General features: G+C 44.4%; 13 protein-coding genes. 8 read left to right on the forward strand and 5 right to left on the reverse strand.

Going from position 1 to position 17,309, the window contains the following annotated elements:
- Positions 1-15 precede the first annotated feature (15 nt).
- From nuoC to ndhC, 3 genes are all read right to left on the reverse strand, one after another.
- Positions 16-1,791, reverse strand: a complete 1,776-nt coding sequence (gene nuoC / locus FW759_RS09770) for an NADH-quinone oxidoreductase subunit C/D (RefSeq protein WP_062844009.1) — start codon at positions 1,789-1,791, stop codon at positions 16-18.
- 131 nt (positions 1,792-1,922) lie between these two features.
- Positions 1,923-2,591, reverse strand: coding sequence for a NuoB/complex I 20 kDa subunit family protein (locus tag FW759_RS09775; protein WP_062844008.1), 669 nt, complete (start codon positions 2,589-2,591; stop codon positions 1,923-1,925).
- 183 nt (positions 2,592-2,774) lie between these two features.
- On the reverse strand, positions 2,775-3,398 hold the full coding sequence (gene ndhC, locus FW759_RS09780) for an NADH-quinone oxidoreductase subunit A (protein ID WP_446442866.1): 624 nt from the start codon (positions 3,396-3,398) through the stop codon (positions 2,775-2,777).
- Positions 3,399-4,209: 811 nt separating this feature from the next.
- On the opposite strand from ndhC, the gene FW759_RS09785 reads away from it, so the two are divergent.
- The 5 genes from FW759_RS09785 to argB all read left to right on the forward strand — a co-directional run bounded on the left by FW759_RS09785 (position 4,210) and on the right by argB (position 11,301).
- Positions 4,210-6,243: a UvrD-helicase domain-containing protein gene (locus FW759_RS09785; protein ID WP_446442867.1), complete on the forward strand. Its 2,034-nt coding sequence runs from the start codon at positions 4,210-4,212 to the stop codon at positions 6,241-6,243.
- 112 nt (positions 6,244-6,355) lie between these two features.
- The gene (mgtE, locus tag FW759_RS09790; RefSeq protein ID WP_084387244.1) at positions 6,356-7,759 is read left to right on the forward strand and encodes a magnesium transporter; all 1,404 of its coding nucleotides are present in this window, start codon (positions 6,356-6,358) and stop codon (positions 7,757-7,759) included.
- Between the two features lie 67 nt (positions 7,760-7,826).
- Entirely contained in the window at positions 7,827-8,291 is a 465-nt protein-coding gene (gene dut, locus FW759_RS09795; RefSeq protein WP_446442868.1) for a dUTP diphosphatase, read from the forward strand.
- A gap of 200 nt (positions 8,292-8,491) precedes the next feature.
- A complete protein-coding gene (locus FW759_RS09800; RefSeq protein WP_446442869.1) occupies positions 8,492-10,207 on the forward strand; it encodes a phosphomannomutase in 1,716 nt (571 codons plus the stop codon).
- A 182-nt stretch (positions 10,208-10,389) separates the two neighbouring features.
- Complete coding sequence (gene argB, locus FW759_RS09805) at positions 10,390-11,301, forward strand: acetylglutamate kinase (RefSeq protein ID WP_446442870.1); 912 nt, start codon at positions 10,390-10,392, stop codon at positions 11,299-11,301.
- A gap of 92 nt (positions 11,302-11,393) precedes the next feature.
- Here the strand turns inward: argB and FW759_RS09810 are convergent, their stop codons facing one another.
- Complete coding sequence (locus tag FW759_RS09810) at positions 11,394-11,753, reverse strand: hypothetical protein (RefSeq protein WP_062844002.1); 360 nt, start codon at positions 11,751-11,753, stop codon at positions 11,394-11,396.
- A 105-nt stretch (positions 11,754-11,858) separates the two neighbouring features.
- Positions 11,859-12,230 (reverse strand): arsenate reductase, encoded by a 372-nt coding sequence (locus tag FW759_RS09815; protein WP_446442871.1) that lies wholly within the window; start codon positions 12,228-12,230, stop codon positions 11,859-11,861.
- A 216-nt stretch (positions 12,231-12,446) separates the two neighbouring features.
- Between FW759_RS09815 and leuS the strand changes: the two genes are divergently transcribed.
- The 3 genes from leuS (at position 12,447) to holA (ending at position 17,125) form a co-directional block, all read left to right on the forward strand.
- Positions 12,447-15,176: a leucine--tRNA ligase gene (leuS, locus tag FW759_RS09820; protein ID WP_446442872.1), complete on the forward strand. Its 2,730-nt coding sequence runs from the start codon at positions 12,447-12,449 to the stop codon at positions 15,174-15,176.
- A 111-nt stretch (positions 15,177-15,287) separates the two neighbouring features.
- Positions 15,288-16,007: an LPS-assembly lipoprotein LptE gene (locus FW759_RS09825; protein WP_446442873.1), complete on the forward strand. Its 720-nt coding sequence runs from the start codon at positions 15,288-15,290 to the stop codon at positions 16,005-16,007.
- 41 nt (positions 16,008-16,048) lie between these two features.
- Positions 16,049-17,125 (forward strand): DNA polymerase III subunit delta, encoded by a 1,077-nt coding sequence (gene holA / locus FW759_RS09830; protein ID WP_446442874.1) that lies wholly within the window; start codon positions 16,049-16,051, stop codon positions 17,123-17,125.
- Positions 17,126-17,309: the final 184 nt, after the last annotated feature.

The following is a 17,309-nucleotide window of genomic DNA, read 5'->3' on the forward strand; positions in this document are numbered from 1 at the left end:
TTTCAATGAAATATATTATCGATCACAATCTGCCATCACGATATCAATCGATGCCAAATACATAATGGCATCAGATACCAGCGAGCCATTAATTACCGATGGCATCTGCTGCAAATGTGCAAATGTCGGCGTACGAATACGGGTACGGTAGCTCATGGTGGCTTTGTCTGATGTGATGTAATAGCTATTCAGACCTTTGGTCGCCTCTACAATCGTTGCGCACTCGCCCGCTGGCATCACAGGACCCCACGATACCGAGATAAAGTGATTGATTAATGTTTCAATGTCGTTCAGTGTACGGTCTTTTGGTGGTGGCACAGCGAGTGGATGGTCGGCTTTATAAGGACCTTGTGGCATATTATCCATACATTGGCGAATGATGCGCAGTGACTGACGCATCTCCTCGACTTTTACCATACAGCGGTCATAAGCATCACCGTTATAGCCTACGGGTATTTCAAAGTCGTAATTCTCGTAGCCCATATATGGACGTGCTTTACGCAGATCAAAATCCAAACCCGTTGCCCGCAAGCCAGCACCCGTCACGCCCCACGCCAATGCTTGTTTGGCATTGTATTGCGCCACGCCTTGGGTACGACCTTTTAATACACTGTTTTGTAGAGCGGCTTTGACATACTCATCCAAACGTTTTGGCATCCAGTCCAAAAACTCACGAACCAATCGCTGCCAACCGCGTGGCAAGTCAGCCGCTGTACCGCCAATACGGAACCATGCTGGGTGCATGCGGTAACCCGTCACAGCTTCGATGACGTCATACGCTTTTTGGCGATCGGTAAACATATAGAATACTGGCGTCATACCGCCCGCATCCTGAATGAACGTACCGACATAGAGTAAGTTATTAGTGATGCGGAAAAACTCGCTCATCATCACGCGGATGGTCTCGGCGCGAGGCGGAATCGTGATACCTGCTAGCTTTTCGACCGACATGATGTACGGTAGCTCATTCATTACCCCACCCAAATAATCAATCCGATCGGTATAAGGAATAAATGAGTGCCAGGTTTGACGCTCAGCCATTTTCTCTGCACCGCGATGGTGATAGCCGATATCAGGAATACAATCAACCACTTCTTCGCCATCAAGCTGTAGTACCAAACGAAAAGCACCGTGAGCCGAGGGATGGTTAGGGCCGATGTTCAAGAACATAAAGTCTTCATCACGACCTGAGCGCTTCATGCCCCATTCTTCTGGCACAAAACGTAGGTTCTCTTGCTCGTATTGTTGCTTGGCTGTGTTCAGGAAGTATGGGGTAAATTCAGTCGCGCGCGCATGGTACTCTTTACGCAAAGGATGACCTTCCCAATATTTTGGCAATAAAATACGCGTCAAATGCGGATGACCTGTAAAGACGATACCAAACATGTCCCACACTTCGCGCTCGTACCAGTTGGCATTGGGCCAAATCTGGGTAGCACTAGGCACATTGAGATCTTCTTCACTCAATGCTACTTTGATGCGCACATCACTATTTCGCTCAAGTGACATTAGGTGATAAAACACCGTAAAGTCACTGTCCGGCATGCCCCCGCGATGCTGGCGCAGGCGCTCATCTATCGCTGATAGATCAAACAGCATGACGTAAGGCTTAGGAAGCTTGCGCAAGAATAAAAGCACATCGAGTAAATCAGCGCGAGCCACCCAAACCGTTGGAATCTCATCCACAGTGTGCTGTATCACAAACTTGCCAGCATACTTCTGCTCCAGCTCTGTGATAACGGCTGGGACAGGCTTAATCTTAGGATCTATGTTTTCGACTACCGTGACCATGAATGATATATTCCTTCATTAATCATAACTGAACTATGTTAATCATAACCGAACTATGATGAGCGTAAGCGTACTAGCCCTTCTAGTGATTGTTTATTATTGAGACAGTTTACTTGCTCAATACCAGATGACTAAATACTGTCTGGGCTGCGTAAGTTTTTGACCGCAATACGATCTGCTTGCTTACGGTCACGTTCAGGCGTCATTTGAGGCTGATAAATACCCTGCTCATTGACATGAATACCCAACGGACGACGTTCTTTGGTGATGGACTCTTGTAGCAACATTAGACCTTGAATCAAGGCCTCTGGACGCGGTGGACAACCTGGCACATAAACATCCACTGGAATAATCTTATCAACGCCTTGCACGACAGAATAAATATCATACATACCGCCTGAGTTGGCACAAGCACCCATAGAAATCACCCATTTTGGCTCAAGCATTTGCTCATATAGACGCTGAATCACAGGCGCCATTTTTACAAAGCAAGTACCAGCCACAATCATGACGTCTGCCTGACGGGGCGAGGCACGAATAACTTCTGCCCCAAAGCGGGATAAATCGTGAACGGCCGTTAATGTGGTAGCGTATTCGACATAACAGCAAGATGTACCAAAGTTAAATGGCCATAATGAGTGCTTGCGCCCCCAATTTGCTGTCGAGTGAACGAGGTCTTCTAGACGACCCATAAAGACGTTTTTATTGACTTCGTCTTCGATAGGATCATTAACCGTTTGACTGGTCTGTGCAGGATAGACATCTGCATCAGGGTTGGCTTTTGTTAATGTGTATTTCATAACATACAACCTTTTTATTAGGCCTAGCGTGACAAGCATCTTGCCATCACCACTGCCTTAACTTCTATTATGAATAAATGGTCATCAATACAAACGTAGTATACGAACAGGATTCTGTGATCATACCCTCACCGTCCATCTGTCCAAGCTATTAGAAGCTTAGACAGAGATAGGCAAAAGTAGTTAGCGTCCAACGTGATCTTGGGGCACAGGCGATACAAAATCCACGGAAGTAACATTACCTGTGGTATTAATATGATCGATATTTTGTAAGTGACGACGATTGGTCTCAATGTTATTTGAGACATTAATCTGTCCAGAAGACTGTGCTGGTATCTTACCTGTAGGATCAACAACCAATTCATCAACGCCATCAAAGCCTGTGATATCTGCCAAATTGAAGCCAACAGGCGCTGCATATAGGCGTGCTTTTTTGCGACGCTTATCAGCAGGTGCCCAGTTCATCGCCCCCAAACTCAACTCGTATATCAAACCAATGATTAAGATGGTAATAAACACAGTGGCAGCGGCGAAGCCAAGCCAGCCTGCTTCTCGTACCGAAACGGCATAAGCATAAAGATAGAGGGCTTCTAGATCGAAGATAACAAAGAAAATCGCCACCAAATAGAATTTGGCAGACAAACGAATACGGGCGTTGCCAGCTCCGACAACACCCGCTTCAAATATCTCTTCTTTTTGTGAGCCCTGAGAACGTCCGCCAAGTAAGCGCGGAACGACCAGCATAAAGACAACTAACCCAATGGCGGCTAGAATAAAAGCAACTGCTGACCAATTAAAAGCAGACATGATAATACGTGCTCCTCACCCAATAGAGTGTTAAGCGCAGCGCAAGTACTGACCTATTCAAGGTCGTCTAGCGACACGCATAACGCAGACGAAAACACAAAGCGACTGTCATTGAGCCACTGTATTTAAGTAACTATTTTAGGTACTGTGCTGGTAATAACCAATTATCAGACTTATCAACGACGATGTCAGACGTGACCAACTAAACATATTCCGGTACGCACACGGATAAATGGCTGGTCGTCTAACGCATCTCATAACAACGTAAGATCAACGTATTAAATCAATATCATATCCGATAGTTTATTTAATTGATTTAATAGCTCATTACACGTGGTTAATAATGACGTGACAACTGGCATAAATTATTTACGTACTATACGCATTTTGGCGCTTAAAAGCTAGTTTTTAACTGTATTGAACGGTCACTTTATATGCAAAAAAACTGTATTTTTTTGCATATAAATTATGATATAGACGTTACCTTATATTAACTCCAAATCCATGCTTTTAACTCGTCGCTCATATCATCGCTTCATAAGACCTTGATCTATTGTCTAATCTCCTGATATCAGTACGCAACTGGTGCCCTAAAGTCATGGTTTTTGCTTTATAATAGCCCACCTAAATTCAATATCTTATGACTATAAAAATATTATTGAGCAAAAATTTCTGCTGCTTTTACTATAAGATTTTTTATTAATCCGTCATCCCAATGCCAATTTTAATGAGATGCGCGATATTTATCTTTACATTTTGAAACGATGCTCTCCGCTCCATCCTTTTTAGTCTTTGTCTTACAGGTCACGTTATGAGTCAACTGAATCCCAAACAACAAGAAGCCATGCTCTACGTCTCCGGTCCATTGCTGGTATTAGCAGGGGCAGGCTCCGGTAAGACGTCTGTTATTACGCGCAAGATTGCCTACCTTATCGAAGAATGCAACATGCCAGCTGAGCGCATCACGGCTGTGACTTTTACCAATAAAGCAGCACGTGAGATGAAAGCCCGTGTCAGCAAATTGTTACCAAGCGAAAAGATGCGCGGTTTGACGGTCTCTACTTTTCACCAATTTGGTCTACAGTTCTTACGCTACGAGCTTATTCATACCCCGCTAAAGGGCAACTTCTCTATCATGGACAGCGATGACAGTAAGCGTTTGCTGATGGAGCTGATGATGCGCGATAACTTAAGTGGCGCTGAAAGTCGTGAATTGGTTGGTAAAGCGATCAAGATGATTTCTGATTGGAAAAACGATTTGATTGAGCCAGATAAGGCGATGGAAACGTTAGACGACCCAGAAGATATGATTTTTGCGACGCTCTATGCCTTATACGAGCGTAATCTGCGCGCTTACAATGCGGTCGATTTTGATGACTTGATTGTATTACCAACGAAAATCCTACGAGAAAACAGAGAGCTGAGAGACAAATGGCAAAACCGTATCCGCTATCTGTTGGTCGATGAGTATCAAGATACCAATACGGCTCAGTATGAAATGATTAAATACTTGGTTGGACCACAAGGTCGCTTTACAGTCGTGGGCGATGACGACCAATCCATCTATGCGTGGCGCGGTGCCAAACCTGAAAATATGGCGCTACTCAAAGAAGACTTTCCTAAACTAAAAATCGTCATGCTTGAACAGAACTATCGCTCAACCACGCGTATTTTGACCTCAGCGAATGCGGTCATTCTTAATAATGAGCATTTGTTTGAGAAAAAGCTGTGGTCGGACAAAGGACAAGGCGAAAAAATCCGCATCATTAACTGCCGCAATGACGATGATGAATCTGAGCGCGTTGCCAAAGAAATCGTCACTCACAAACTGCGTTTTGGTAACGAATGGGAGCAATATGCCGTTCTTTATCGTAGCAACTTTCAAGCGCGTATGTTGGAAGCGCAATTGCGCCAGTTGCAAGTGCCTTATAAATTATCGGGTGGTCAGTCGTTCTTTGCGCGTAGTGAAATCAAAGACATCATGGGTTACTTGCGTCTAATTTTGAATCCAGAAGATGACAGCGCATTTTTGCGTATTATCAATACTCCCAAGCGTGGTATGGGACCGGCAACGCTAGAGAAACTTGGCTTGTTTTCGCAAGAGCATAGTATATCGCTACTGGCTTCTTGTACCCATGCTGGTTTGGCACATGTGTTGCCATCAAAAGCGTATGGCACAATCAAAGAGTTTGGTGAGTTCATCGAGCACTATACGCGTGAGCTGGATCAACATCCTGACCCCGTCCCTATCGTCCGTCAAATGATCGATGAGACAGGTTATATTGATTTTGTCCGTAGCGATGCAAAAACGCCGCAGCAAGAAAAAAACCGTATTGATAATATCGATATGCTGTACACCAGTATTCAGTCATTGATCAATCGTGCAGAAGAAGATGAAGACCGAACGATTGACACCATCATTCGTAAGCTGGTCTTGCTGGATATGCTAGAGCAGCAACAAGAAGAAGAGAATACCAATAAAGTCAATCTGATGACGTTGCATGCGGCAAAAGGTTTGGAGTTTGATTACGTTTACATCATGGGACTTGAAGAAGAGATGCTGCCACACCGTAACTCTATCTTGAGCGAGACGATCGAAGAAGAGCGTCGTCTTATGTATGTCGGTATCACCCGTGCTCGCCGCGAGCTAACCTTGACCTTAGCCACTCAGCGCCGAGCCGGTGGTCAGATGCGTGTCACCTCAGAGTCTCGCTTCTTAGAAGAGCTGCCAGAAGATCATATCGACTGGCCTGCCAAAGCCAAAAAGAAACAAGCGACCAAAGATCCAGCAAAAGTAGCCGATGAATATTTGGCCAATATTCGAGCACTACTTGGCAAACACTAGTCCAAGCTGTATCAAATACGCACTATTTAATAGAAAAATCAGTAGCGAATTTTTTCAATACTGATTTTTATTTTTGTATTTATTTTCATTTTCTAAAAATACGGGAACCCTTATGTCTACCCCTATGCCTGATCAGGAACGACCCTCGACGCTACAAGGAGATTACAATCCGGCAGAATACAGTGCTGAATATAAGCTCCTCTACTTGCAGGGTTTGGTTGCTGACAAGGCCTACGATGCCATTACAGAGTTTTTAGAAAAGCAGTCAGAATATGAAATCGCAAGCTTATTAGAATCTTTCCCTCCCCAGAACCGCCTGCTGATTTGGGCGCAAGTACCTGAGCATCTTAAAGGTGAAGTACTGGCTGAGCTGGATTTTGATACACGCCAGCCATTGATGGAAAACATTTCATCAAAAGAGATCTCTTTATTTACTCAAGACCTTGATGCACAAGACATCTCCGAGATTTTAGATACGGTCACTGAGAGCGTTCGTACCTCGGTCATGGCCACCTTAGACGAAGACATCCGTATACAGGTCAACAAGCTCGACACTTATGAAGACTGGGAAGTGGGTAGCTATATGGATCCTGACCTGATTCAGGTCAGAGAAGATGTGAGTTTATTTGAAGTACAAAATTGGCTACGAGAAAACGATGAGTTGCTCGACGATGAGAGCCAAGAGCTGTTGGTGGTCGATCAAAGCCAACAGTTACTTGGACTGCTCAGTTTGGTCGATCTGATTAAACACGATCAAAACACTTTGGTTTCAGAGCTGATTGATCCTGCCATCACGATTAACGATCGCTTAGACATTCAAGATGCCGCCGCGATTTTTCGTTCAGAAGACATTCGTTTTGCCCCTGTCATTAACAGTCATGGTGAGCTGGTTGGTCAATTAAATGGTGAAGACATCATGGAGATTATCCAAGATGATGTCGATAGCACCATGAAAAATCTTGCTGGTGTTAGTCAAGACGAAGAGCTGTTTGCGCCGATTTTGACCAGCGCAAAAAGTCGTAGCATCTGGCTGGGTATCAACTTGGGGACGGCATTACTGGCCGCAGCAGTGATTGGTCAGTTTGAGGCGGTACTAGCAGAGGTGGTCGCACTTGCCATTCTTATGCCTGTGGTTGCCAGCATGGGCGGTATCGCAGGCTCACAGACGCTTACTGTCGTGATTCGCGGTATGGCCATGGGTCAAATAGGTGGGTCTAACCGTTTATGGCTACTCAATAAAGAGCTGTGGGTTGGCGCGATAAACGGTATCATATGGGCGATAATTATGGCGTTTATTGCACAATTATGGTTTCATGATGCTAAAATTAGTGCGGTAATCGGTTTTGCTATTGCGATTAATATGACAGTTGCCAATGTCTCAGGCATCAGTATTCCGTTGTTATTAAAACGTATGAATATCGACCCTGCCCTATCCGCTTCCGTTATCTTGACAACGGTCACCGATATTATTGGCTTTATGTCATTTTTGGGCTTAGCCAGTGTACTGATACTTTAATAAAAATTTGAAACATCAAGATCCTTATTTTATTTATAAAACCATTAAATCGTTAAGAGAGTGCGTTATGCAAGCTGTCCAAGTTAAAGTGGTAAATCCTAAAGTCATTGAAGATGAGGCCTTTTCTCTACCCACTCGCGCCACTGATGGTAGTGCCGGTATTGATTTGCGTGCTTGCATTGATGAGCCTTTAACCATTAAGGCAGGTACCACGCACTTAATAGGGACAGGTCTTGCTGTTTATATCCAAGATCCTAACTATGCAGGCATGATTTTACCGCGCTCAGGTTTGGGTCATAAACATGGTATCGTCTTAGGCAATCTGGTTGGGCTGATTGATGCCGATTATCAGGGCGAACTGATGGTCAGTATTTGGAATCGCAGTCAAGAAGACTTTATTCTCAATCCAGCAGAACGTATGGCGCAGTATGTGGTCGTACCCGTTGCCCGTCCTGAGTTTGAGATAGTCACAGAATTTAGTGACGAGAGCGCACGCGGTGCAGGTGGTTTCGGTCATTCTGGTCGTCAGTAGTTGTTAGTCGTTAATACTATTAGCCTAGCAATTTACCAGATTAAACAGTGATGACACATCGTAAAGTGATAATATTCACGTCGGCTCAGTAGTATCACTGAGGTCTTTGCCATTATCGCTGGCAGACCTATTGGCTAACAATGATGATTTACAATAACCCGCTACAACAATACAGATTACGCCGATAAGGAGAGTAAGCAATGTCACCTTTTGCTGCGCAGCAATCCTTATTTCGTGCGTATGATATTCGCGGATCATACAAGCTTTTTACGCCTCACTTCATAGAAGCGTTAGGCAGGGCTTTTGCTACTCTCTATACAACTACCTTTAACGACCAAAAAAACACGCACTCTAAACACCCTATTATCGTAATGGGCTATGATGTGCGATGTGGTAGCGACCGTATTGCTCAAGGACTGTCCCACATCTTGACTCAACATGGCATACAAGTTATTCAGCTCGGGTTGATCACCACCCCCATGATGGCTTTTTGGGCACAGCAATATCAGGGTCATGGGATTGTTTTAACAGCCAGTCATTCCGCCAAAGACATTTTAGGTATTAAATGGCTAGTAGACCATAAATCTCCTGATAGCAGACAAATTCAATCTCTTTATCAGCAGCTCATTATCAACGAAACAAAAAGTTGCCTCCGTATTCAAGCAGACCGTCCAGATCAACACTTACCGTTACAGACAATAGATTCAGCCATCAGCCATGAATCCATCGATTTAACCAGTGAGAATGTTGCTACAGCTTACATGACCGCCATTACTCAAGTCTTTGCAAAGATTTATCCCTCTGATAAACAAACTGACTACCGCTTGTCTAATAAACTTGATTTGGTAATTGTGATTGACTGTATGCATGGCGCAACCAGCACGATTGCACAGCGCTTATTTGAGCGATTTTGCCGACAAGTCATCATGCTCAATGACGCACCAGATGGCAGGTTCCCTACTGGTAATCCTGACCCGACTGAGCCTTATCGTCTGCTACAGTTACAGCAGAACGTAATTGCCCACCACGCGGACTTAGGTATGGCGTTCGATGGCGATGGCGACCGCCTGATGATGGTCGATAATAACGGTAACGTTGTCAGCTCTGACCATCTGCTCTATTTATTGGCACAGGTTGCACTGGCTGAACGCCCAAAATCGCTAATAGACTCACTATCCACACCGCAAATCTTATTTGATATCAAGTGCTCTCATCATCTACCGAGCTTATTATCCAAGCTTGGCTCGACACCTGTACTCAGCAAAACAGGCAGTAGTTTTATGCGTCAACGCATGCAATCTGCTAATAGCCCCATTATTTTTGCAGGTGAGTTGTCCGGTCACTTTATATTTAACGACAGCCATTTTATTATTTATGATGACGCCATGTACGCCGCTTTACGTTTACTGCATTGGTTATCAGCCATTGATAGCAAACATGCTTTGACCAACATTACTCAATGCTTGCCAGCCATAGTCAGTACGGCAGATCATTACTTGCCAATGCCCAACACTGCTGACCAAGAGTGCCCTGTTGTAGAGCAGTTGGCGAGACTTTGTCATTATTTACGCAAGCTTGTGACGACCACGACCGAGAGCGATTTTGGTCATTACCAGTTAGATACATGTCCGTCGTCACTGTGTGAATGTTCAACAGACAAGCATCACGTAACGCGTGAACAAGCGCGGCATTTACTACCAGTAGGCACAAAGCTGAGCTGCATCGATGGCGTACGTTTAGATTTTGCACACGGTTTTGGCGTACTGCGCCAATCAAATACCAGTCATAATTTGACGGCACGCTTCGCTGGCAATACGTTGGCTGATTTGAAAGACATTCAGGCAAAATTTGCGGCACTGTGTCGCCCATTTGATCAAAATCTGGCAGAGCAGATTTCTGCTATGCCAGCCGAGTAGAGATGCTTTGCACCGTATACAGTGGATTTGCTAGAAAATAAGCACATCTTTTTTAGATTGAACTGACTATATCGTCAATCCAATATAGAATACATACAATTTAGAATTAACGATATAACAGCCAAGATAAAAGAATAACGCTGACAATATCCCCCATTAAAACCCTTCTTGAGGAGCTTGTAATGACGCTTAATTTAGATGATGCCAAAAACACTGCAGAGGTGTTAACCACAGCACTACCTTATATTCAGCGCTTTGTTGATAAACTCATCGTGGTCAAATACGGTGGCAATGCCATGACTGACCCTGAACTTGAAAGCTCATTTGCCCGTGATATCGTCTTGCTAAAAACGGTTGGTATACATCCTGTCGTCGTGCATGGTGGTGGTCCACAAGTTGACAACTTATTAAAAGAGCTGGGACGTCAGTCTGACCGTATCGATGGCATGCGTGTTACAGATAAGAGCACTATGGATATCGTTGAGATGGTGTTGGGCGGTAGTGTCAACAAGTCTATCGTCAGCTTAATCAACAAACATGGTGGTCGTGCCATTGGTTTGACCGGCAAAGATGCGAATTTGATTCAAGCAAAAAAACTTATGATGGAAAAAATCGGTAACGACGGTATTGCCGTACCAATAGATTTAGGGTTTGTCGGTGACGTTGTGAGTGTCAATAAAGACGTGATCAATATGCTCATTGCCTCTGATTTTATTCCCGTTATCGCCCCGCTTGGCGTTGATAAAGAAGGCAATACTTACAATATCAATGCTGATTTGGTCGCAGGTAAAGTGGCTGAGTTTCTACAAGCAGAGAAGCTGATGCTCCTCACCAATATTAAAGGCGTACTCGGCCGTGATGGCGAAGTAGTGACTGGACTCACACCCAAAAAAGTCGATGCTTTAATCGAAGATGGTACGATTTCAGGCGGTATGATTCCTAAGATTCAATGTGCGCTTGATGCCGTACGTAGCGGCGTCAAAAGTGCAGTTATCGTTGATGGTCGCGTGCCACATGCCACCTTGCTTGAGATTTTCACCAATGAAGGGGTTGGTACGCTCATCAGTCGTGAGATAGATGCCTCACAGAGTTAGGAGTTTTTGCAATAATTGATATGAAAAAGCCCAAGCTTGAATGTCCCGCTTGGGCTTTTTTTGTTTGCTAAAATGGACTTATCAAAAATCGCTCAATAAGCACAGAACTCAACAGCGCTATGGCTGCTGTTGCCATATACTTTCATATGATGATTGCCTTTACGCTGAATAAAATAAGAGTTTTCCTTATCATAGCGATCACCACTCAAGCGCCCATTGGGCCCTGTCACATAAGCGACATTGATTTGATCGTCGCCCACATTACGAATGATTAAGTTCTGATCTGGCATGAGCCACAAACGAAACACTTTCCCATCCCTGATATTGCCAGTAAAGCTACCGCAATAACTGTCTTTTGCAAAAGTTATCTTAGTGGATGAATCAGCCGCCTGCACACTAGTCACCATTAAAGGTGCGACTGCCAAAGCCGCTACTATTAACAATTTTTTCATCGTCTTATCCTCGTCATTGAACACACTTAACTACTGAACATAATTCTATTAAAAGTAGCATAAGTTATAATGAGCAAAAGGCATAGCTTATTTATGAAAATTTTATTAACGAAAACTGGTATCGAATACTGCTTCATCATAACCGCATAGCAGTATCGGCGCATTTTTATCCTCAAGCGAACCTTCTACTATGGGACGCTTAATCATACTGGTGTTTTCAACCAGTAGCTCAATGGCATTGTCTACGCTGGTATCAGCCGCTTGCTTTTGATGGTCATCCAGTTTGCGCCATGTCGTGCCGCGCTTATTGAGTACTTTTTCAATACCAAGCTCATTGACCCAGCGCTGTACCGTTTCTTTATCGATACCTTGTTTTTTATAGTCATGAAACTCATAGCTGACGCCTAGTTCATCCAGCTTGGTAAATGCTTTTTTCATCGTGCTACAAGACTTTATACCGTAAATGGTGATGGTCATATTTACTCCAAATCAATACTATTATTTATAAGAAAGCCCCTTCATTATACCTAAGACTGACCACAGGTAGACATAAGGTCTCTGCTATCGCATGTTTAGCTGTGAACCTGATAAGCAAATACATCATATCGTCGCAATTTTTGCCAAATTACGCTATGCTATGGCATTGTCAAATTCCACCTATTTTTATCAGTATTAACCAATTCCGAGCCGACTATGAGCAATGCCGTGACAGCAGACCAATCTAATACTAACAACAGCCCTATCAGCGCAAATGACACTTCTAATAACAGCACCCAGTATCAGCCACAACTGATCGAAGCCGCGCAGCAGGCTAAATGGGCAAATGATAAGCGCTATGAAGTGGGCAACGAGCCAAGCGATAAGCCAAGTCGTTACATGCTGTCGATGTTCCCGTACCCAAGCGGCAAGCTGCACATGGGCCACGTACGTAACTATACCATCTCTGATGTGTTAAGCCGTTATTACCGACTCAAAGGTTTCGAGGTCATGCAGCCAATGGGTTGGGATGGTTTTGGTTTGCCAGCAGAAAACGCGGCGATTGCTAATCAGACCCCGCCTGCGGCATGGACGTTTGCCAATATTGACAACATGCGCGCGCAGCTCAAGCTACTTGGTCTATCGATTGACTGGTCACGCGAATTTGCCACTTGTAGCCCTGAGTATTATCAATGGGAGCAATGGTTATTTTTGCAGTTGTACAAAAAAGGTTTGGTCTATAAAAAGCTTTCTACCGTCAACTGGGATCCGGTTGATAATACCGTTCTAGCAAACGAGCAAGTCATTGATGGTAAAGGCTGGCGTAGTGGTGCGCCAGTCGAAAAACGCGACATTCCTATGTATTATTTCAATATCACCGATTATGCTGATGAGCTGTTGGATGATTTGGATCAACTAGAGGGTCATTGGCCGTCTGAAGTATTGACCATGCAGCGTAACTGGATTGGTCGTAGTTCAGGTATGGAAGTACACTTCCCTTATGAACTTGCTGGCCAAGAAAACACATTAGACGTCTTCACCACTCGTCCTGACACCTTGATGGGTGTGACTTATGTTGCCGTCGCAGCAGAGCATCCGCTTGCACAGTACGCTTCTGAACAAGATGACACAATCGCGGAATTCTGTGCCCTGTGCAAAAAAGGCTCAGTGGCGGAAGCGGATCTTGCCAAAGCCGAGAAAATCGGTATGGATACAGGTCTTACGGTCACGCATCCTTTGACTGGTGAAGAAGTGCCAGTTTGGGTGGCCAACTATGTGTTGATGAGTTATGGGTCAGGCGCGGTTATGGCGGTTCCTGCTCACGACGAACGTGATTATGAGTTTGCAACCAAATACAACTTACCTATTAAACAAGTGATCGATATTCCAAACGGTTATTTTGATGGGATAGAAGCTGATGCTAAGGCCAATGATACTGTGGCCAATCTTGCTTATACTGAACGTAATACCTTGGTTAACTCAGGTGAATTCGACGGGTTAGATTTTGAGCAGGCGTTCGACGCAATGCTAGCCAAACTTGAACCACAAGAATTGGCTAAGAAAAAAATCCAATATCGTCTGCGTGATTGGGGCGTATCGCGCCAGCGTTATTGGGGTTGCCCTATCCCAATGGTCAACTGTGAGCATTGTGGTACAGTTCCTGTCGAAGAGCAAGATTTGCCAGTTGTATTGCCAACGGATGTCGTTCCTGATGGCCGTGGCAACCCGCTCAAAAATATCCCAGAGTTTGTAAACACGACTTGCCCAAAATGTGGCAACCCTGCTGAGCGCGAAACCGATACCTTTGATACCTTTGTCGAGTCAAGCTGGTACTATGCTCGCTTTGCCAGTCCGAACGATGCACAGAACATGGTCAACAAATCTGCCGCCAACAAATGGCTGCCTGTCGATCAATATATCGGCGGCGTAGAACATGCCGTCATGCACCTGCTTTATGCGCGTTTCTTTCACAAGCTAATGCGTGATGAAAACTTAGTATCAGGCAATGAGCCGTTTGCCAACTTGATGACCCAAGGTATGGTGCTCGCTGGTACGTTCTATCGTGTCAATGCGGATGGTAGTACGACGTACTATTTTGCAGAAGACATCGACATTGAATTCGATGAGCGCGGACAACCCATTAAAGCGTTATTAAAAGCAGATGGACAGCCTGTGACGATTGGCAAAATTGAGAAAATGTCTAAATCAAAAAACAACGGTGTTGATCCACAGCTTACCATCGATAAATATGGCGCTGACACAGTACGCTTGTACACGTTATTTACCGCACCTGCTGACCAAACGCTTGAATGGTCAGATGATGCGTTAAAAGGCCCTTACAACTTTGTGAAAAAAGTGTGGCGCATTGCAACTGAACACATGCAAGCACTTGCTGATGCAAACTTAAGCCTTGATGCGCTAAACAATAATGACTTGAATACAGACGATTTGAGCAAAGAAGCCAAAAACTTGCGCCGTAAAACACATGAGACCATTGCCAAGATTGATAATGATTTGGGCGATCGTCTGGCATTGAATACGCCAGTGTCTAGCTTGATGGAGCTTTCTAATGAGCTTGCAAGCTTCAAGGCCAGTAGTGAGCAAGACTTGCGAGTACAACACGAAGCCTTGGTTGATTTGCTAACTATGTTATCTGTCTATGCGCCGCACGTGGGCGAGCATTTACTTGAAGCGCTTGGTCTTGAGAGTAGCGCCCTAACTTACCCAGCCGTCGATGAGAATGCGCTCGTACAAGATACCATTACGATGGTGGTACAGGTCAATGGTAAGATGCGCGGTAAGATGGATGTGGCACCGAACAGCGATCCTGAGCAACTAAAAGTACAAGCACGTACGATGGAAAGTGTGGCAAAATTCATTACGGGCGACATCAAAAAAGAAATCGTCGTTCCTAATAAATTGGTGAATATCGTGGTTGCAGGCTAAGTGCTCTAATTGAGAAATACTTTGATTAATAAGTACTTTAAAATAAGTGCATTGAGCTGAGTGTTGTAGGCTTAGCTCTCTAAGCCTTCTTATAATTTAAGGATAGCGATTATGTGGTATAAGCAGAGAGCTGGGCAGTCACCTCATATCAAATTGAGCAAACCCTCCAATCTTGCCAAATCATCAAGCAGACAGAAACTAGCAGCCGCTCTATTTGCCGCCTTGCCTATGTTTACTGTCGTTGGTGCAACCGCAGGGCTTAGTGGCTGCGGTTTTCAGCTTCGTGGGTATGATTCTCCGATGTTGTTTGATGCAGCCAAAACAGCAGTGATTATTGAGGATAACAGAATCTCGTTTCCTCTCAAATTACCTTTAACAAGCCGTCTAGAAACATTAGGTGTCGATGTTATCGATAACATGACTGTTTCTGATGTGGCGGCGAATAATAATAACATCAGTGCTGATCCAATTGCTGCCATCAATATCAGTAACGTCCGTTTTAAACGTTATGAGCTGGTGGGTGTTTTGACAGAAATACGCTTGGTATTGTCAGCCAATGTGACTTACCAAACGACTGAAAATGGCAAACCCGTCACCTTAACCAACCCGATTCAAGTCGAGCGTAGCTATCAGTATAATGAAGCCTCAGTCAGTACAGACGATCTACAGGGTGATCAGATTCGTGATTGGCTCTATGACAGTTTGGCGCGCCGCATCACGGATCAGTATGTCGCTATCTCCTTACCCAAAGTGACTTCGAACGGTGCTAGCAAACCGATACCCGTTACTGGTAACGTAGGTTCGACAACTGTTGTAATACCAGATCCTTAACGTTTCACGTTTATTTTTATCAACCTGCGTCCCTCTAATCTATGCAAGATACCTTTATACAAGCCTATCCAAGACTACTACAATCTTCTGTTGTGGTAGCAGGCTTGTGGCTGGCTCATGGAGATGAGCCGCTGTTGAGTCAATGGCTTATTGATGCATTACGTCCACACTGGCGAGCGCAAAACTACGCCGTCAAACGTATCGAGCTGATATCAGTCAAGAGTTGGCAAGAAGTATTATCAGAGCTTGGCAGTCAATCTCTATTTGATGATGCCAGCGCATTAATCGTGACCGGCAATCATAAACCAGACAAAGGCGTAATTGAGGCGTTAGAACGTTTTGCCCAAGAAGCGCAAACAGGCGCACATACTCATAGCGTGTTATGGCTAACGCCAAAGCAAGACAAACGCAGTCAAAGCAGCAAGTGGTTTGCGCCATTTGCTCAATATGGTCACGTGATTGACTGTAATCTCTATAACGAGCAGCAACGACAACAATTATTACAAATACAAGCCCAGCAATTTGGATTACGCTTGTCACAAGAAGCGTGGCAGCTACTTATGTCCCATACTGAGCATCATCTGTTGAGCGCTTATCAAACCTTATGGCGACTGTCCTATTTATTTGCGCCGCAACTTGTCAGTCAAAATAAGGATGCTTTGCAAACAAGTCGTACATTGAACCAGCCTGATAATAGTGTGGCGCTGGACATTAATGACTTGCAAGCAGCCTTGGTCAGTGATGCTCAATTTAGCGTGTTTGATTTATCAGACGCCATGCTGATGGGCAACAGCGCCCAAGTGGCAAAGATTATGTTTCAGCTTAGAGCCACAGATGAGCCAACTACCTTGGTATTATGGGCAATCAGTAAAGACATGCGTCAAATCATACAATTGATGGATGGACAAGACCCGCAAGCGCTTGGCATTTGGCGTAGCAAACAAGGATTGTATCAACAAGCTTGTCGCAGGCAGTCAAAAGTACAAACTGCCGAGTGGCCCGCCCTACTTTATCGTTGTGACCAAGCCATCAAAGGGCTTATTCGCCAGCCTGCATGGGAATTATTATTACAAGCCGCACTTGAGCTGGCTGGAAAGCGTTTGTTTATAAAACGATAACTGCCATTTTACTCTTCTTGCTATCTTTGAATTTTTACTGACTCTCTTGCACAACCACTCTCCTAGTAACCCACCTATACTAATATTATTTTCTTAATGCTTACGGTAATTGGCTTATTCAAACCTAGTGCGACGCCTGTTTTGCTGCTACATCCTTACTTTGTCTCACGCTACCTTAACCTTT

The organism is Psychrobacter sp. 1176_08, assembly GCF_052850615.1.